This is a genomic window from Tersicoccus sp. Bi-70 (assembly GCF_001968825.1).
In the GTDB taxonomy this organism is placed as follows: domain Bacteria; phylum Actinomycetota; class Actinomycetes; order Actinomycetales; family Micrococcaceae; genus Tersicoccus.
The window spans coordinates 291,486-309,062 of the sequence record NZ_MIEU01000010.1 but is presented as its reverse complement, the minus strand read 5'-3'; the positions used below and the strand labels follow the sequence as shown (position 1 = coordinate 309,062).

The 17,577-nt window shown below is 73.0% G+C and carries 17 protein-coding genes; 9 read left to right on the top strand and 8 right to left on the bottom strand.

Translation table 11 applies throughout. The annotated features are described in order from the left end of the window. Positions 1-68: 68 nt before the first annotated feature. The gene (locus BGP79_RS05400) at positions 69-524 is read left to right on the top strand and encodes an Lrp/AsnC family transcriptional regulator (protein ID WP_076693609.1); all 456 of its coding nucleotides are present in this window, start codon (positions 69-71) and stop codon (positions 522-524) included. Positions 525-598: 74 nt separating this feature from the next. On the opposite strand, the gene BGP79_RS05395 is transcribed toward BGP79_RS05400, so the two are convergent. Together BGP79_RS05395 and BGP79_RS05390 are read right to left on the bottom strand one after the other, a co-directional pair. Beyond that, positions 599-982 (bottom strand): PRC-barrel domain-containing protein, encoded by a 384-nt coding sequence (locus BGP79_RS05395; protein ID WP_076693608.1) that lies wholly within the window; start codon positions 980-982, stop codon positions 599-601. 116 nt (positions 983-1,098) lie between these two features. Continuing rightward, a complete protein-coding gene (locus BGP79_RS05390; protein ID WP_076693607.1) occupies positions 1,099-2,091 on the bottom strand; it encodes an N-acetylglucosamine kinase in 993 nt (330 codons plus the stop codon). Positions 2,092-2,218: 127 nt separating this feature from the next. Here BGP79_RS05390 and BGP79_RS05385 point away from each other — a divergent pair, with 127 nt between their 5' ends. Next, a complete protein-coding gene (locus tag BGP79_RS05385) occupies positions 2,219-3,184 on the top strand; it encodes a magnesium and cobalt transport protein CorA (protein WP_076693874.1) in 966 nt (321 codons plus the stop codon). Positions 3,185-3,221: 37 nt separating this feature from the next. Next, the gene (locus BGP79_RS05380; protein ID WP_076693606.1) at positions 3,222-4,379 is read left to right on the top strand and encodes a phosphatase domain-containing protein; all 1,158 of its coding nucleotides are present in this window, start codon (positions 3,222-3,224) and stop codon (positions 4,377-4,379) included. Between the two features lie 99 nt (positions 4,380-4,478). Here BGP79_RS05380 and BGP79_RS05375 read toward each other — a convergent pair whose 3' ends face one another. The 3 genes from BGP79_RS05375 to BGP79_RS05365 all read right to left on the bottom strand — a co-directional run bounded on the left by BGP79_RS05375 (position 4,479) and on the right by BGP79_RS05365 (position 7,771). Further along, on the bottom strand, positions 4,479-5,855 hold the full coding sequence (locus BGP79_RS05375) for a glucose-6-phosphate dehydrogenase (protein WP_076693605.1): 1,377 nt from the start codon (positions 5,853-5,855) through the stop codon (positions 4,479-4,481). 78 nt (positions 5,856-5,933) lie between these two features. Further along, positions 5,934-6,878, bottom strand: a complete 945-nt coding sequence (locus BGP79_RS05370) for a CHAD domain-containing protein (RefSeq protein WP_076693604.1) — start codon at positions 6,876-6,878, stop codon at positions 5,934-5,936. Beyond that, entirely contained in the window at positions 6,878-7,771 is an 894-nt protein-coding gene (locus BGP79_RS05365) for an aspartate dehydrogenase domain-containing protein (protein WP_083701589.1), read from the bottom strand. Before BGP79_RS05365 ends, BGP79_RS05370 begins: the two co-directional genes overlap by 1 nt. A 122-nt stretch (positions 7,772-7,893) precedes the next feature. Here BGP79_RS05365 and BGP79_RS05360 point away from each other — a divergent pair, with 122 nt between their 5' ends. Continuing rightward, positions 7,894-8,559 carry an alpha-ketoglutarate-dependent dioxygenase AlkB gene (locus tag BGP79_RS05360; protein ID WP_076693872.1) on the top strand — a complete coding sequence of 222 codons (666 nt, stop codon included), beginning with the start codon at positions 7,894-7,896 and terminating at the stop codon, positions 8,557-8,559. 27 nt (positions 8,560-8,586) lie between these two features. Here BGP79_RS05360 and BGP79_RS05355 read toward each other — a convergent pair whose 3' ends face one another. The 3 genes from BGP79_RS05355 to BGP79_RS05345 form a co-directional block, all read right to left on the bottom strand. Further along, positions 8,587-10,635 (bottom strand): NAD(+) synthase, encoded by a 2,049-nt coding sequence (locus tag BGP79_RS05355; protein ID WP_076693603.1) that lies wholly within the window; start codon positions 10,633-10,635, stop codon positions 8,587-8,589. Between the two features lie 360 nt (positions 10,636-10,995). Continuing rightward, positions 10,996-12,021 carry an LLM class flavin-dependent oxidoreductase gene (locus tag BGP79_RS05350; RefSeq protein ID WP_076693602.1) on the bottom strand — a complete coding sequence of 342 codons (1,026 nt, stop codon included), beginning with the start codon at positions 12,019-12,021 and terminating at the stop codon, positions 10,996-10,998. A 39-nt stretch (positions 12,022-12,060) separates the two neighbouring features. Then, positions 12,061-13,476: an NAD(P)/FAD-dependent oxidoreductase gene (locus BGP79_RS05345; protein ID WP_076693601.1), complete on the bottom strand. Its 1,416-nt coding sequence runs from the start codon at positions 13,474-13,476 to the stop codon at positions 12,061-12,063. A 59-nt stretch (positions 13,477-13,535) separates the two neighbouring features. Between BGP79_RS05345 and BGP79_RS05340 the strand changes: the two genes are divergently transcribed. From BGP79_RS05340 to BGP79_RS05320, 5 genes are all read left to right on the top strand, one after another. Then, the gene (locus BGP79_RS05340; RefSeq protein WP_076693600.1) at positions 13,536-14,990 is read left to right on the top strand and encodes a lipase maturation factor family protein; all 1,455 of its coding nucleotides are present in this window, start codon (positions 13,536-13,538) and stop codon (positions 14,988-14,990) included. 137 nt (positions 14,991-15,127) lie between these two features. Continuing rightward, positions 15,128-15,457, top strand: a complete 330-nt coding sequence (locus BGP79_RS05335) for a hypothetical protein (protein WP_076693599.1) — start codon at positions 15,128-15,130, stop codon at positions 15,455-15,457. Positions 15,458-15,461: 4 nt separating this feature from the next. After that, entirely contained in the window at positions 15,462-16,280 is an 819-nt protein-coding gene (locus BGP79_RS05330; RefSeq protein ID WP_076693598.1) for a nitroreductase family protein, read from the top strand. Positions 16,281-16,332: 52 nt separating this feature from the next. Continuing rightward, complete coding sequence (locus tag BGP79_RS05325) at positions 16,333-16,914, top strand: RNA polymerase sigma factor (protein WP_076693597.1); 582 nt, start codon at positions 16,333-16,335, stop codon at positions 16,912-16,914. After that, positions 16,911-17,543: a methylated-DNA--[protein]-cysteine S-methyltransferase gene (locus BGP79_RS05320; protein ID WP_083701587.1), complete on the top strand. Its 633-nt coding sequence runs from the start codon at positions 16,911-16,913 to the stop codon at positions 17,541-17,543. Before BGP79_RS05325 ends, BGP79_RS05320 begins: the two co-directional genes overlap by 4 nt. Positions 17,544-17,577 lie beyond the last annotated feature (34 nt).

Here is a 17,577-nt window from a genome sequence, read left to right as displayed (position 1 = left end):
CAGGATAATATTCCGATCACCGTCGCCGATGTCAATCCCGGCGTGTGTCCGGCTGGTAGCCTGCCGCCATGGATGACCCCGTCGACGTGCGGCTGGCGACCGAGGTCTCCCACGACCCACGCGCCACCCTCGCCCAGCTCTCCGACCGGGTCGGCCTGTCCGTCTCCGCGGTGCAGGCGCGCCTGAAGAAGCTCGAGAGCAGCGGGGTGATCGTCGGATACCAGGCGATCCTCGACCCCGAGGCCGTCGGCAAGCCGCTCGCGGCCTTCATCGAGATCACGCCGCTGGACCCGCGCCAGCCGGACGACGCCCCGGAACTGCTCCAACCGCTCACCGCGATCGAGGCCTGCCACTCGGTGGCCGGCGACGCCGCGTACATGCTCTTCGTCCGGGTCGAGTCCCCGAAGGCGCTCGAGGCGCTCGTCAACGACATCCGACACCGGGCCTCCGTCAACACCCGCACGACCGTGGTGCTGCAGACGTTCTACGAGCACCGCCCGATGCTCGCCGCCGAGACGGACTGACGCCCCGGCGGTGTTCCGCCGGGGCGTCAGGGTCGTGCGGGTCTCATCCGTGTCGTGCGGGTCGGGCCGGGCCGTCAGCGCAGGGAATCGCCGTCGTCGGCGCCGGGCCGCACGTAGCGGTGGCCCGCCTCCGACGCCCGCTGGTCGGCCTGCTCGCGCGTGACGCCGTAGTACCGGTAGAGCACGTCCTCCCGGCCGCGGTTCAGGTCCTTCGCCACGTCCACCTCGGGGCTGTCCTTGAGCACCTCGGCGCTGAACGGGACGGTCGCCCCGTCGTCGGTGTGCCCGAGCAGGCCGATCGGGACGAACGCGTGCTTGCCGCGGGTCTTGACGGTGACCCAGGTCGGGGCGCCGTTCTCGTTGTCCAGGTAGACCTGGCCGATCTTGCCGACCTTCTCCCCCGCCTCGTCGAGCACGGTCCGTCCGAGAAGGCTGTCGATCCTGATGTCCGGGCTCATGCGTGCTCCTGTTCGTCGTGGCGAGAACGGTCCCGCCCACCATGCTGTCTGCGTCCTGCCATCGTCGCCGAGCGGGACGACCGGCGCAACGCCGTCCGCCGCGGGACGGCCGGGCCTCACGCGTCGGTGGTCGAGTCCAGGGTGATCCCGGCGGCGCGGTCCTCGAGCAGCTGCAGCACGCCGTACACGGGCTCTTGGTCCAGGACGCGGACGTCGGGGTGCCCGCGCTCGGCCATCAGGGCAACGAACGCGCGCTGGGTGCGCGGCTGGTGCATGCCGATGCCGCTGCCGAGCACGATCGGCCCGTCGACGCGCAGCTGCCGGGCCACCTGGGTGGCGAGGTCGGCCAGGTGCTCCGCGCCGACCTGGATGATGCGCAGCGCGTCGCGGTCCCCCTCGTCGGCGGCGGTGTACACGACCGGCGACCGCGCGGCCCAGTAGCGCCGGTCGGTGCCGAAGTGGAAGTGGGCGATCAGCTGCTCGGGGTTCGTGAGGCCGCACGCGTCGAGCAGCCCGGCGCCCAGGGAGTTCACCGGCTGGTCGAGGTTGAAGCGGTGGAGGGTGGCCCGGGCCGCCTCGCGCGCCAGCCAGTAGCCGCTGCCCTCGTCGCCGAGCAGGTACCCCCAGCCGCCCGCGCGCGCGGTGTGTCCGGCGTCGTTGCGTCCCCAGGCGACCGAGCCCGTGCCGGCGATGACGGCGACACCGGTGCTGGTGCGCCCGGCCGCGAGCGTGAGCCGGGTGTCGTGCACGGCGATCACCTCGGCGCCCGGGGCGTGCGGGGCGATCAGGTCCCGCAGGCGCTGCGCGTCCTCGGGGGTGTCGATGCCCCCGGACCCGGCGATCACCAGGTCGGGGCGGGGATCGCCGAGGGCGGCGAACAGCTCGCGCAGGCTCTCGACCGCCGTCTGCTCGCTCACCGACTGGGTGTTGGCGCTGCCGGCCTGCTGCTCGTCCACGACGACGCCGTCGCGGATCAGCAGGCCGCGGGTCTTCGAGCCGCCGATGTCCATCCCGACGACGGTCTGCGCCGCTGCGCCGGGCGCGGCATCGGGCGCCGCCGTCGGCGACGCGTCGGTCGCGGCCGGGGTGGGGCCGGAGGTCTGGGTCATGGGCCCTACCCTACTGAGCGGTGTCCCTGGTCAGTTGCGTCGGCGGCGCGGTCCGGGCCGGCGCGGCGTCGTTCCGCCCGGGCACGACCATAATGGGGCGGTGATCATCGACAACGCGGTCTACGTGATGGGGGCGCGCACCACCGAGCCGCTGGACCTCGAGCAGACCATCGAGACCATGCGGGCCTACGGCGGTATGGGCTGGATCGGCCTGTACCGGCCCACCGAGACGGAGATGAGTACGGTCTCGGCCGAATTCGGGCTGCACCCGCTGGCCGTCGAGGACACCATCAACGCCCACCAGCGGCCCAAGGTGGAGCTGTACGACGACGTGCTGTTCACCGTGCTGCGGCCCGCCCGCTACGTCGACGCCGAGGAACGGGTCGAGTTCGGCGAGCTGCACGTGTTCACCGGCGAGGACTTCGTCATCACCGTCCGGCACACCGAGGCCTCCCCGATGGCCCCGGTGCGGCAACGGCTCGAGGCCGACGGCGACCTGCTGGCCTTCGGCCCCATGGCCGTGCTGTACGCGATCATCGACCAGGTCGTCGACGACTACGGACCGGTCGTGGACGGGCTGCAGACCGACATCGACCAGATCGAGGACCAGGTGTTCGCCGGCGACGCCGCCGTCACCCGGCGCATCTACGAGCTCTCCCGCGAGGTGATCGCCTTCCAGCGCGCCGTCCACCCGCTCGTGCACATGCTGGACCGGATCGGCTCCGGGTTCGACCTCTTCCCCGTGCACAAGGAGCTGCGCCGCAACGTGCGCGACGTGGCCGACCACGTGGCGCGGGTCAACGGTCAGGTGGACGGGTTCCGGACGCTGCTGCAGGAGATCCTGCAGGTGGACTCGACGCTGACGACCAACCGGCAGAACGAGCAGGCCGCGATCCAGAACGAGCAGGTCAAGCGGATCTCCTCGTGGGCGGCCATCCTGTTCGCCCCGACCCTGGTGGCGAGCATCTACGGGATGAACTTCGACACGATGCCCGAACTGCACTGGCTGTTCGGCTACCCCTATGCGCTGGGGCTGATGCTCGGCATGGGCGTGGTCCTGTGGCTCGTGTTCCGGCACAACAAGTGGCTGTGACCGGCGTCCGCCCGGCCCACCGTCGAAGGAGGAACGCATGCTGAGACGCCTCCGGGCACTGGTCCGGCGCTCCCGCCACGACGCCCAGCCGCACGTCGCCCTGCCCCGCGTCGACGCGCTGACCGGGCCCGCGCTGGACCGCTGGGTACAGGAGGCCGACCTGGAGGCGATGCTCGGCGACGTCGGGCACCCCGTGCTGGGCACCACCGCCCAGCTGCGCCTGCTGACCCGGCTGACGCACGACCGGCTCGCCGATCTCTCCGTCGCCGCCCGGGCCCGCGTGATCGCGGCCCTGCAGACCGGTGCGACGCTGAGCGTGGCCGAGCGGGCCGTTGCCCGGGTGTTCGAGGCGACCACCGGCGAGGAGGACCTGCGGCTGCTCCGCAACCTGTGCGACGGCGACGGCACGCACCAGGACCTGGCCAAGCTCGTGTTCAGCGACGTCGACGACGCCGCCGTCCGGACGCGGATCCTCGACCACATCGCGGCGCACGTCGGTGAGCACGGGGGCCTGAAGATCCTCTCCGACGTCGACGACACGCTCGTGGCCAACCTCAAGGACCGGCACTACCCGCGAGGGACCATCTACCCCGGCGCCGTCGCCCTCTACACCGCGCTCGACCTCGGCCCGGCCAGCACACCGAACCCGATGGGCGACGTCACGTTCGTGACCGCACGGCCGTCCGACCCGTTCGGATTCTTCGAGTCCGGCACGCACCGCATGGTCCGGGCCCGCGGCATCGGATCGGCCACCGTGCTCTCGGGCAGCCTGCTGAGCCTGCTCACGCACGGGTCGATGGCCTCGAAGAAGGTCGAGAACGTGCGTGAGTACGTCCAGCTGTTCCCGGACTACGGCATCGTCTTCCTCGGCGACAACGGCCAGGGTGACGTCGAGGTGGCAGAACGGATTGTCGCCGCGTGGCCCGAGGCCGTGCGCGCCGTCTACATCCACGCCGTGCTGCCGGTCCGGCCCGGCGAGCGGGAACGCCTCGCCCGGCTCGGGGTCACGCTGATCGACACGCACGTCGGCGCCGCCGTGCACGCCCGCGGACTCGGCCTGCTCTCGGACGAGCAGGTGCGCGAGGTGGCCGCGGACGCCCGGAAGGGGATCGACGCCGTCACGTTCGCCGACGCCGACGCCGAGCGGCAGGCGCGCGCCGAACTGGACCGGGACCTGGCCGCCGCCGGGCTCTAGCGACAGATCTCTCTCGCCAGCTCGTCAATAGATGTCCCACCTGACCCTTCCGGGACCCCGGATGGAACATCTGTTGACGAGCTGGCGGATGATGGCCCGTCAGCCGAGCGGGGCCCAGGTCGCCGGGCCCTTCGACCCGGCCGGGTAGGACTGCAGCGGCACGACGTCGTCCTTCCACGCCTTGCGCACGGTGTCGATGATCCGCCAGCACTCCTCGGCCGCGTCACCGCGGATCGAGAGCATGGGGTCGGCGTCGAGCACGCCGCTGAGCACCTCGCCGTAGGCCAGCAGCTGGCCCTCCCCGAACTCGTCGGTGAAGACGGTCTGATCGAGGACGAGCGGGTCGCCGGGACCATTGATGTTGACGCTCAGCTCCATCCGGTCCGGCCCCATGCTCAGGCGCAGCACGTTGGCCGGCCGCTTCCCGCCGAAACCGGTGGGCACCTCGGGCACGTCCCGGAAGGTGATCACGATCTCGGAGCGCTTGGCCGCGAGCGCCTTGCCCGAGCGCAGCGTCAGCGGCACCCCCGACCACCGCCAGTTCTGCACCTCGACGGTCAGCTCGGCGAGGGTCTCCGTCTGGTGGGCGGGATCGACGCCGTTCTCGTCCTTGTAGGCCGGCAGGCTCCGGCGCCCGATCTTGCCCGCGGTGTACCGGGCCCGTCGCGAGGAGGCGGCCGGGTCGTCACCGAACACGTGGGTCGCCCGCAGCACGGACGCCGTCGCCGTCCGGACGTCCTCGTGGTCCAGCGTGGCGGGCGGTTCCATCGCGACCACCGCGAGTACCTGCAGCAGGTGGCTCTGGATCATGTCGACCATCGCGCCGGCGGTGTCGTAGTACCGGGCGCGGCCCTCGAGCCCGAGCTGCTCGTCGTAGACGATGTCGATCTTCTCGATGTGCTCGCGGTTCCACAGCGGCTCGAACACCCGGTTGGCGAAGCGCAGGCCGAGGAGGTTGAGCACGGTGGACTTGCCGAGGAAGTGATCGACGCGGAACACCCGCTCCTCGGGCACGAGGCGCGTCAGCTGCTCGTTGAGGGCGTGCGCGCTCTTCTGGTCGGTGCCGAAGGGCTTCTCGAGGGCGAGCACCGTGCCGTCGGGCAGGCCAGTCTGCTCGAGCAGCGCGCAGCAGGCGGCGGTGATGGCCGGAGGCAGCGCGAAGTAGAGCGCCGGGGTGCCGGTGATCCCGTCGACGAGCCGCCGGACGTCGTCGAGGTCGGTGACGTCGGCCTGGACGTAGGTGGCGTGCTTGACCAGGTCGGTGACCGCGGCGCCCTTGGCCGAGCTCGTCTCGAACGAGCCCTTGAGCGTCTCCTTGAGCTTCGCGTCGTCCCAGTCCTCGCTGCCGACGCCGATCAGCCGCAGCTTGCGCTTCTTCTCGCGCGTCAGCAGCTGGCCGAGGGCCGGCAGCAGGAGCCGGGAGGACAGATCGCCGGTGACGCCGACGATGACGAGGGTGTCGATGCTCTGGGCCATGGGTTCACCCTAGACGCCCCCGCTGGACGCCGGCCGGGCACCGTCCCGACACGCGCTCGGCGTCACCCCGATGCTCGGTCAGGCCAGGGCGTCGCGGAGAGCGCGGCGCGCGGCGCGGTACTTCCGCAGGGCCGTCTCCTGCACCGCGCGCTCGGCCCCGGTGAGCTCCCCGGCCGCGAAGGCCACCGTGGCGGACAACGCGCGGCGCCCGGTGGCCGGACGCTCCGCGACGGTCTCCCGGACGAAGTCGATGAGGCCGACGCTGTCGTGGTGGGTGCCCAGGTGCTTCTGGATGCGGTGCGCCGCGTCGACGACGTCCTGCCGGCCGGGCGGGACCGCGACGTCGCGCGCGGTGATCTCCTCGATCGTGTACCGCAGCCGCTTGGCCTTCTTGCGGACCTCGTGGAGGGCGGTCGCGGCGTCCTCGGGCGCGGCCCGCTTCGCCTTCCGGGCCAGCCGCAGCACGTGGGCGGCCTGCTCGTCGATGACGCGGGCGAGCGCCGCCTCGGCGTCGGCGGCCAGCGGCTCACCCTCCGGGTCGCCGTCACCCGCGCCCTGCTCCGCGACGGCGGCCAGTGCCGTCAGGACGGCGGTCAGCGTGTCCGGCCCGAGGTCGTCGAGCAGGGCGACGGCCTGCTGCCGGTGCTCCTGGTAGGCGGTGATGGCGGCCTCGTCGAGCACACGGAGCACCTCGTCCGTGGCCGGCCCCGCGGCCACGGCGCCGCCGGCGATCGCCGCGGCGGCCAGCTCGGCGTTCACCTCGGCGTCGCGCGCGAGGCCGAACGCCCGGGCGGTGTCGCGCAGCCGTCCGGTCAGCGTCGGCAGGTCGAGTCCGGCCGCGGTGGCGGCCGGATCGAGGTCGGCGGAGAAGGCAGCCAGCACCGATCGCAGCCGGCGCAGCGTCACCCGGTCCTGGTGCACGGCGTCCGGGGCGTCGTCGCGAACCCCTCGCTCGTGCTCGGCCAGGGCCGTGACCTGCTCCTGGATCACGGCGGCGAGCACGTCGCCCAGCACCGACGCCATCAGGCGAACCGGCCCGACGGGCGGGCGAGGGACGCGAGGGCGGCGAGCATGGCGTACGGGACGAGGGCGCTGCTGGCCGGGTTGTCCGGGCTGGGCTCGTTCTCGGCCGTGCAGCAGAAGGCTCCGGCGTCGCTGATCGCGCTGATCCGGTGGGTGGTGCGGGTCGCGTCCGGGTCGGCCACCATCCGCACGGTGACGGCCTGCGGGTCGCCGACCACCAGTCCGACGGCGACGGCCACGTTGGCCGAGCGCGGGAAGAGGTCGATCACCTCCGCCGCGGTGCCCTCGAACGCGGTGACCGGCGCGGTCGCCTGCTCGAGGGCGGCGCGCCGGTCGGCGTCCATCCACGGCTGGACGAGGGAGGTGGCCTTCTTCGTGCTGGTGATGGTGACCTCGCGCAGTCCCCCGGCCTGCCGGTGCGCGGCGAGCACGTCCAGACCGCCGATCGCGCCGGTGGTCAGCACCAGCCGGCCGGGCCCGGCGGTGAGCCGGCGGGCGGCGTCGGCGTCGTTCAGGGCGCCGATCGAGGCGAGCAGCAGGGTGCGGCCGGCGGCGATGACGTCGGGGCCGAGCTCACGGGCGGCGGCGACGGACGCGCACTCCACGACGACGTCCGCGGCCGCGATGCCGTCGGCCGGCTCCACGATCGGCACGGCGACCCGCGCCGGGGTGCCGGGTCCCGTCGGAACGGTATTGCCCGCGGCCTGTCCCGGCCGACCGATGACCGCGGACAGGACGGCGCCCTCGACGGCACCGGCGGCGAGCCGGTCGATCAGCACGGAGCCGATCGAGCCACGGCCGAGCACCGCGACGCGCAGGGGCGCGGAGCCCGGCGTCGGTGTCGGCGATCCATCGCGAGGAGTGATGGGCCGGGCGGGTTCGGGGGTCGTCATCGAGCGGTTCCTCTCCCCGATCCGCCGGGGTCATGGACGCGGGTCGTCTCCCGTCCCATGATGCCGCAGGTGGACTCGTTGCGCCCGGCCTCGCCGCCAACGGTCCCGGTAGCGTGGCCGTCGTGGGTGAACTCTTCGGCGACGACCTGGTGCCGCGCGAGCCCCGGGAACTGGCGCCGGGTGCCGTGCACGTGCCCGGCTGGTTGTCGGCGCACCAGCAGCGGTGGCTCGTCGACCGGTTCCGCGAGTGGACGGCCGGGCCGGTGCCCCTGCACTCCTCGGTGGTCCGCGGTCATCCGATGAGCGTGCGTACCGTGTGCCTGGGCTGGCACTGGCGGCCCTACCAGTACACGCGGGAGGCCGTCGACGTGAACGGCAACCGCGTCCTCGACGTGCCGGACTGGATGGTGCGCCTCGGCCGGTCCGCGCTCGACGCGGCCCTCGGCCCGAACGCCGGATCGGAGTACACCCCGGACACGGCGCTGGCGAACTTCTACGACGACGACGCGAGGATGGGCATGCACCAGGACAAGGACGAACGCTCGCGCGCGCCCGTCGTCTCCCTCTCCCTCGGCGACACCTGCCGCTTCCGGTTCGGCAACACCGAGACCCGCAACCGCCCGTACGAGGACATCGAGCTGCGCTCGGGCGACCTGTTCGTCTTCGGCGGCCCCGCGCGGCTGGCCCACCACGGCGTCATGAAGGTGTTTCCCGGGACGGCGCCGGCCGACTGCGGCCTCGAGCGCGGCCGGATCAACATCACGCTGCGGGAGACGGGTCTGAGCTGACGCCCGATGGTCATGGCGGCGCGTGGCTCAGCCCTTCGGCACCTCGCGGTCCAGGGCCGCCAGCCACGCCTTCGGTGAGACGTCCGAGGGCATCCGCCAGTCCCCGCGCGGCGACAGTGAGCCCCCGGCGACGACCTTCGGCCCGTTCGGCAGCGCCGAGCGCTTGAACTGGTAGACGGAGAAGCGGCGCAGGAACACCTCGAGCCAGTGTCGGATCTCGGCCAGGTCGTAGCCGCGGCGCTCGTCCTCGGGGTAGCCCGGAGGCCAGGCGCCGGCGTCGGGGTCGGCCCACGCGTGGTGGGCGAGGAACGCGATCTTGCCGGGCTGGTACCCCCGGCGCATCAGGTAGTAGAGGGCGAAGTCGTGCAGCGCGTACGGCCCGATCGACGCCTCGGTGCTCTGCGGCTTCTCGCCGTCCTTCGTCGGGATCAACTCGGGGCTGATCTCCGTGTTGAGGATCGACGTCAGCACGTCGCCGGTGTGATCGTCGACCCGGCCCGAGGAGACGACCCAGCGGATCAGGTGCTGCATGAGCGTCTTGGGCACCCCGGTGTTGACGGCGTAGTGGGACATCTGGTCCCCGGCGCCGTAGGTGCACCAGCCGAGCGCCAGCTCGGAGAGGTCGCCGGTACCGACGACGATGCCGCCGCGCTGGTTGGCCAGCCGGAACAGGTAGTCGTACCGCAGGCCCGCCTGCACGTTCTCGAAGGTGACGTCGTAGACCTCCTCGCCCTCGCCGGCGGGGTGGCCCATCTCCTGGAGCATCTGCCGCGCGGTGGGGCGGATGTCGATGGTCTCGAACGTGACGCCGAGGGCCTCGGACAGCAGCTCCGCGTTGGACCGGGTGGCCGCGCTGGTGCCGAAGCCGGGCATCGTGAAGGCGAGGATGTCGGTGCGGGGCCGGCCGAGTCGGTCCATGGCGCGGGCGCAGACGAGCAGCGCATGCGTCGAGTCGAGGCCGCCGGAGACGCCGATGACGGCCTTCGTCGTCGGCCCGATCGCGCGGAGCCGCTGCTCGAGGCCGGCCACCTGGATGCTGTACGCCTCGTAGCAGTCCTGCGCGAGGCGCGTCTCGTCGTCGGGCACGAAGGGGAACCGGTCCAGCGGCCGCTGCAGCCCGATGTCGGTGCGCGGCGGGTCGAGGCGGAAGTCGACGGTGCGGTGGGAAGCGGACCCGGCCCGATCGGCCAGGGTGCGCCGGTTGTCGTCGAAGGTGCCCTGCCGCCGGCGTTCCGCGGCGAGCCGGTCGAGGTCGACGTCGACGACGGTGGCGCGGGGGCCGTCGGGAAAGCGCTCGGTCTCGCCGAGCAGGTCGCCGTTCTCGTAGACGAAGGTCTGCCCGTCCCACGCCAGGTCGGTCGTGGACTCGCCGTCGCCCGCCGCCGCGAACACGTAGGCGGACAGGTACCGGAAGGAGGCGGACCGGGCCAGCAGCTTGCGGTCCTCGGCGCGGGCGACCGTGATCGGGGAGCCGGAGAGGTTCGCGTTGACGGTGGCGCCGGCGAGCGCGGCCTCCGCGGCGGGCGGCACCGGGACCCACATGTCCTCGCAGATCTCCACGTGCAGCGTCAGGTTCGGCACGTCGACGGCGGTGAACAGCAGGTCAGGACCGAAGGGGGCGGTCTGCCCGGCGAGGGTGATCTCGCCGCGCACGTCGTCGCCGGGCGCGAACCAGCGCCGCTCGTAGAACTCGCGGTAGGTCGGCAGGTAGGACTTCGGTGCGACGCCGAGCAGCCGGCCGCGGTGCACGACGGCGGCGGCGTTGTAGACCCGGTTCCGCCAGGCCACGGGAAGGCCGACCACGAGGACGGGCAGCAGGTCCGCGCTGCGTTCGACGATGGTCCCCAGCGCCGCCGCCGCGTCGTCGAGCACCGAGGACTGCAGGAACAGGTCGTCGATCGCGTAGCCGGTGAGGCCGAGCTCGGGGAAGATCGCGATCGCCACCCCGTCGTCGCTGAACCGCTGCGCCTCGGCGAGGACGGCGGCGGCGTTCGCGGCCGGGTCGACGAGCGTCACCGGCAGGGTGCAGGCGGCCACCCGGGCGAACCCGTGGTGGTAGGCGGAGGCGAAGGTCACGAAGGCTCCCTGGCGTGCGGCGGACGGTTCCCGGGAGCCAGCCTAGTCAACGGGCCGGAGCCGCCCGGACGACGTCGGGGCGGCGCGCTGGGGGGTCACCGTCCGGATTACGCCGAGTGGACGGTTGACGTCGTCAAAGCGGCTGAATGAGTGCGTCATCCGTCCACTCGGCGGTGGCGCAGCCCTCAGGGGCACCGGCGACGACGTCGGTGGCGGCTGCGCCGGGGCGTCACCGTCCGGTGTACGCCGAGTGGACGGTTGATGCAGTCAAAGCGGCCGAATGATTGCGTTATCCGTCCACTCGACGATGGAGGCGGGCATCGACGACGGACGCGCCGCGCCGCCGGCGTCGGCGTCGGACTACTCGGCCCGCACGCGCGGGGCGACCTCCGTGGCGTACAGCTCGATGCAGCGCATCAGGTTCTCGTGCGGCAGGGTGCCCATGCTGTACTTCAGGTCGAAGCGGGACAGGTCGAGGTCCGCGGCGGCCTTCCGGATCCGCCGGGCGACGGTCTCCGGGCTCCCGACGAACAGCGCCCCGCCGTCCGCGCACTGCGCGTCGAAGTTCGCCCGTGACGCCGGCGGCCAGCCCCGCTCCCGCCCGATCACCGCGTTGTGCGCGCTCCAGTGCGGCCAGTACTCCTCGCGCGCCTGCTCGTCCGTATCGGCCACGTAGCCCGGGCAGTGCGCCGAGACCGGGGTGTCCGCGGGCTGGCCGAACTCGGCGAGCGCCCGGCGGAACAGGTCCCGCAGCGGCGCGAAGGCGGCGGGCCGGCCGCCGATGATGGCGAACTCCACGGCGAGGCCGTAGCGGGCGGCCCGGATCACGGACTCGGGGCTGCCGCCGACGCCCACCCACGTCGGGATCGGTCCGTGCTCGGGCTCCGGGTACACGCGCTGCCCGCTCAGCGGCGCCCGGGTGCGGCCGGACCAGCTGATCGCCCCACCGGCGCGGACCTTCGTCAGCAGGTTCAGCTTCTCCTCGAAGAGCTGCTCGTAGTCCTCCAGCTGGTAGCCGAACAGCGGGAAGGACTCGATGAACGATCCCCGGCCCACCACCATCTCCGCCCGTCCCGACGAGAGGGCGTCGAGGGTCGCGAAGCGCTGGTGGACACGCACCGGGTCGTCGCTGGAGAGGACGGTGACGGCGGAGCCGAGCCGGATCCGCTCGGTGCGCCCGGCGATCGCGGCAAGGACCACCTCGGGCGCGGAGATGGCGTAGTCGGCCCGGTGGTGCTCGCCGACGGCGATGTAGTCCAGGCCGAGCCGGTCGGCCAGCTCGGCCTCGGCCAGCACGTTCCGCAGCACGGCGGCGTGCGGGAGCGGGTCACCGTCCGGTCCCGGCTGCACGTCGCCGAAGGTGTTCAGTCCCAGTTGGAGCGTCATGCCCTCATCCTCGCAGGACCCCGGGCCGCGCCTCGTCGCTCAGCCGGGCAGGGACGCCAGGGCCCGAGTGGCCGCGTTGTACCCGCACATGCCGTGCACGCCGCCACCCGGCGGGGTGGCCGCGGAGCACAGCCACACGCCGTCGATACCGGTCGCATAGGGGTCGAGCGCCGGGCGGGGCCGGGCGAGCAGCTGGAGCAGCGAGTTGGCCCCGGTGATCACGTCCCCGCCGGCGAAGTTCGCGTTGTACCGTTCCCAGTCCGCCGGCGTCGTGACCGCCGTCCCGACGATCCGCTCCCGCGTACCGGGGGCGAAGCGCTCGAGCTGGTCGAGCACGGCGTCGGTCGCGTTCCCGGTGTATCCGTGGGGTACGTGCGCGTACGCCCACACCGGGTGCACGTTCCCGTTCGAGCGGCTCGGATCCGCGAGGTACTGCTGGCCGACGAGGACGAACGGCCGCTCCGGCATCCGCCCGTCGTACGCGTCCTGCTCCGCGTCGGCGATCTCGGCCATCGTCCCGCCCACGTGCACGGTCCCGGCCCGTCGGGCATCCGGACTGGTCCAGGGCAGGCCGCCCTCGACGGCGAGGTCGAGCTTGTACGCCGCGGGCGCCCGGCGGAACCGTTCCCAGGCCCGGCGCACCGGGGCGGGCAGCGCGTCCCCGGCCACGCGGGCGGCGACGTCGGGCGCGAGATCGAGCATGGTCAGATCCGTGGGCGGCAGCTCGGTCAGGGACCGCACCGTCACCCCGGTCTCCACCCGGCCGCCGTGCGCCTCGAGGATCCGGATCAGGGCGGCGCTGATGGTCGCGGACCCGCCCTCGGCGACCGGCCAGCCGACCCGGTGCCCCGCGGCGAGCAGGGTGAGTCCGACGGCGGCGGTCCCCGGCCGGGTGAGCGGGTGGATCAGGTGGGCGGCCGCGCCGGTGAACAGGGCGCGGGCCTGCGGCGTGCGGAAGAAGCGGGCCAGCACGGTGGCGGGCAGGGACGCCCGGGCACCGAAGCGCGCGAGGGAGACCGGGTGGCGGGGCACGTGCAGCATCGGCTGCATCACCTCGCCGAGGATGTCGTCGACGTGCGCGGCGAGCGGGCCGAAGACGCGGCGCCACTCGGCACCGTCCACCCCGAGCCGGGCGCACGTCGCCTCGATCGAGCGCTCCAGCACGCCGGCGGTGCCGTCGTCGAGCGGGTGGGCGACGTCCAGCGGCGCCCATCTCCAGGTGACGCCGTGGGAGGTGAGGTCCACGTCGGCGAAGAAGGGGGCCGCCAGTCCCATCGGGTGGAACGCGGAGCAGTGGTCGTGCAGCACGCCCGGAACGGTCAGCTCACTCGTGCGGGTGCCCCCGCCGGGGGTCTCGGCGGCCTCGAGCACGGTCACGTCGACGCCGGCCCGGGCGAGCGTGACGGCGGCGGCGAGCCCATTGGGTCCGCTGCCGACGACGGTGGCCGTGGTCATGTCCCCATCCCACCACATCGGCCCGTCCCCGGCAGCGGCCCCGGACGTAGGGTGGTGCCGTGGAGTGGTTCTCCGCGGACGACTACTGGTTCGCGCGGCTGCTGTTCCTGCGGGCACTGGCCGCCGTCTACCTCGTGGCCTTCCTCGTCGCCGTCGATCAGTTCCGGGCGCTGCTCGGAACCGACGGCATGCTGCCCATCCCCCGGTTCGTCGCCCGTGTCCCGTTCTCGCGGGCGCCCAGCGTCTTCCACTGGCACTACTCGGACCGGTTCTTCGCCGCCCTCGCCGTCCTCGGCGCCGTGCTGTCCACGCTCACCCTCGTCGGGGTCACGGAGATCCTGCCGCTGCCGGCCACGATGGCGGCCTGGTTCCTGCTGTGGGCTCTGTATCAGTCGATCGTCAACGTCGGCCAGACCTGGTACTCCTTCGGCTGGGAGTCGCTGCTGCTCGAGGTCGGCTTCCTCGCAATCTTCCTCGGCGACGACGGCACCGCCCCGCCGTTCCTGTTGCTGCTGGCCCTGCGCTGGGTGCTGTTCCGGCTCGAGTTCGGTGCCGGGATGATCAAGATCCGCGGCGACACCTGCTGGCGGGACCTGACCTGCCTGCACTACCACCACGAGACGCAGCCGATGCCCGGTCCGTTCAGCTGGTACTTCCACCACCTGCCCGCACGCCTGCACCGGGTCGAGGTGGCGGGCAACCACGTCACCCAGCTGATCCTGCCGTTCGCCCTCTTCCTGCCTCAGCCGGTCGCCGGGACCGCCGCCGGGACCATGATCCTCACGCAGCTGTGGCTGGTGATCAGCGGCAACTTCTCGTGGCTGAACTGGATGGCGATCGTCCTCGGCCTCTCGGTGCTGCCGGACGGGTTCTGGGGCGCGGTGCTCCCGTTCACCCGGGCCGCCGTCGCGTCGCCCACGACGACGCCGGTGTGGTGGGCGGTGCTCGTGGTCGCCGTGACCGCGCTGGTGCTCGTGCTCTCGTGGGCGCCGGCGAAGAACCTGGTGTCGCGGCGGCAGGCGATGAACGCGTCGTTCGACCGGCTGCACCTGGTCAACACCTACGGCGCCTTCGGGTCGGTCACGAGGATCCGCTGGGAGGTGGTGGTCGAGGGCACCGCGGATCCGGAGCCCGGGCCGGACAGCGCGTGGCGCGAGTACCAGTTCAAGGGCAAGCCCGGGGACGTTCACCGGCGCCCCGCCCAGTTCGCCCCGTACCACCTGCGGCTGGACTGGCTGATGTGGTTCGCGGCGCTCTCCCCCGGCTACGCCGAACCGTGGTTCACCGGCTTCGTCGCCCGGCTGCTCGCCGGTGACCGCGCGACGCTGCGCCTGCTGCGGCACAACCCGTTCCCCGACGAGCCTCCCCGGTTCGTGCGGGCGCGCCTGTTCCGGTACCGCTACACCACCCGGGCCGAGCGGCGGGCCACCGGCGACTGGTGGGTGCGCACCGTCCAGTCGACGTTCCTGCCACCGGTCTCGCTGCAGGACCGCGCGGCCGGTCGCCGCCGCTGACCGGCCTCTGACGTGGCCGGATGCCGCCGGCGGACGGGCCAGGGCACGCCCAGCCGGCGCCCGCGGGCGTGTGGCACGATGAGACCGATCGTCGCTGGGCGCACCCCGCGCCGCCGCCGGCCCGTCAGGAGGGAACCGTGTCCCTGTCCCGCACGCTGGTGACCGCTGCCGCCGCCGCGTACGCCGCGAACTGCGCGCTCGGGGCCTCGGTCGCTGCCCGGTGGGTCGACACCTCGAACGTGCGCTGGGTGCATCACGGCCTCTACATCGTCACGAGCGCCGCGACGGCGGCCGCCGCCGTCGTCGCCGGCGCCACCCGCTCCCCCGCCGCGATCGCGCTGGCCCCGGCCGCCGTCCCACTGTTCCTGCTGCAACGGCACGGCGCCCGCCCGCTGCCCCGCCACACCCGCGACGCCCTCGCCGCGGCTCCCTGCTACGCGGCCGGCCTCGTGCTGGCCTGGAGGTGAATCCGTGGAGTTCCTCGACGCCGTGTTCAACCGCCGGACGACGAACGGTCCGTTCCGACCGGACCCGGTCAGCCCCGAGCACCAGCAGCTGCTGATCCGGGCCGCCGCGTCCGCGCCGTCGCAGTTCAACAGCCAGCCGTGGCGGTTCGTGCTGATCGAGGACCGGGACACGATCGAGACCGTCGCCTCGATCAGCGGGCAGAGCATGACCCAGGTGATGAGCGCGGGGACCTTCTTCGACCGGTACAAGAAGTACTTCCGGTTCAGCCAGAAGGAGATGGACACCGCCCGCAGCGGCATGCTGTTCGACAAGATGCCGGCCCTGCTGCGGCCGTTCACCTCCCGGGCGTTCACCCCGTCCGGGCAGAGCCTGATGAACAAGCTGCGCGTGCCGCAGACCCTCGGCGAGGAGAACCGCAAGCTCGTGGCCGGCTCACCCCTGCTGGTCGGCGTCATGCTCGAGCGGGGCGAGTACCGCCCCGGCGAGCTCTCCGGCTTCTACTCCGTGTTCAGCATGGGCGCGGCCATGGAGAACCTGTGGCTGACGACGGTGGAGCTCGGGATGGGTATCCAGTTCGTTTCCTTCCCCATGGAGGCGCCGGAGAACTGGAAGCGGATCATCGACATGCTGGCCGTGCCCGACGACCTCGAGTTGATGGCCGTCTACCGCCTCGGCTACCTGCCGGAGAAGAAGCACCGGCCGGCCATCGACTGGTCCAGCAGCGAGCGCAAGCGACCCTCCCAGTTCGTGTTCCGGGAGACGTGCGCCACGCCGCAGCAGGGCTGGGACGACGACGTGCGTCCGGGCGCGACCCGGTCCTGAGACCGGCACCGGGCGACCTCACGAAACGCGTCGCCGCACCGTCTACGTCGTGATGAACCGTTCACTCCCTCCGCGGACGACCGCCGGTCGCGCCCCGTTCGAGACCGTCGTGACCGAGCACGGGGCCACCGTGCTACGGGTCTGCCGTGCCGTCCTCGGCCCGCATGCCGACGCCGACGACGCGTGGGGCGAGACCTTCCTCGCGGCCCTGCGGGCGTGGCCCGACCTGCCGGCCGACGCGAACGTCCAGGCCTGGCTCGTCACCATCGCCCACCGCAAGGCCATCGACGTGATCCGGACGCGCGGCCGCCAGGCCGTCCCCGCCGACCGGCTTCCCGAACGACCCTCCCGGCACGGCAACCCCGACGCCGCCCAGCCGGACCTGTGGGCGGCCCTGGCCGCACTGCCCGAGAAGCAGCGCCTCAGCGTCGTCCACCACCACCTCGGCGGCCTGCCGTACCGGGACGTCGCCGCGCTGACCGGCGGCACCGAGGCCGCCGCCCGCCGGGCCGCCGCCGACGGCGTGGCCGCCCTGCGCCGCGTGCTGGCCGACCCCGACGACGGCCCCATGAACCAGGACGGGCACCAGCACGAGCGCCCCGTTCTCCCCCGCACGAGAGGCACCCTGACATGAGCACCCCGCGCGCCGACACGCACGCCCTCGCCGATCCGGCGATGGCCGCCCTGCACGACGCCACCACCCCCACCGACGCTGATCTCGCCGCTCTCCACGCCCGGCTCGAGTCGCGCGCCGACGCCGACCTCGACGTCGTCTACCGCACCGTGGACAGCCCGGTCGGGCCGCTGCTGCTGGCCGCGACCGATGCCGGCCTGGTCCGCGTCGCATTCGCCGTCGAGGACCACGACGCCGTCCTGCAGACCCTCGCCGACCGGGTCGGCCCCCGCATCCTGCGCGCCCCCGGCCGGCTCGACGCGGCGGCCCGGGAGGTGGAGGAGTACTTCGCCGGGCGGCGTCACTCCTTCGACCTGCCCCTCGACCTGCGCCTGTCCGCCGGATTCCGCCGGCTCGTCCAGGAGCACCTGCCGCACATCGGGTTCGGCAGCACCGCCTCCTACGCGCAGGTGGCGGTGGCCGTCGGCAATCCGGGCGCGGTGCGGGCCGTCGGCACCGCGTGCGCGACGAACCCGCTGCCCGTCGTCGTTCCGTGCCACCGGGTGCTGCGCTCGGACGGCAGTCTCGGCGGCTACGTGGGCGGCCTGGACGCCAAGCGGACGCTGCTCACCCTCGAGACGGCCGCCTGACCTGCACGGCCGCCGGGCGGACCGGCCACGGCGA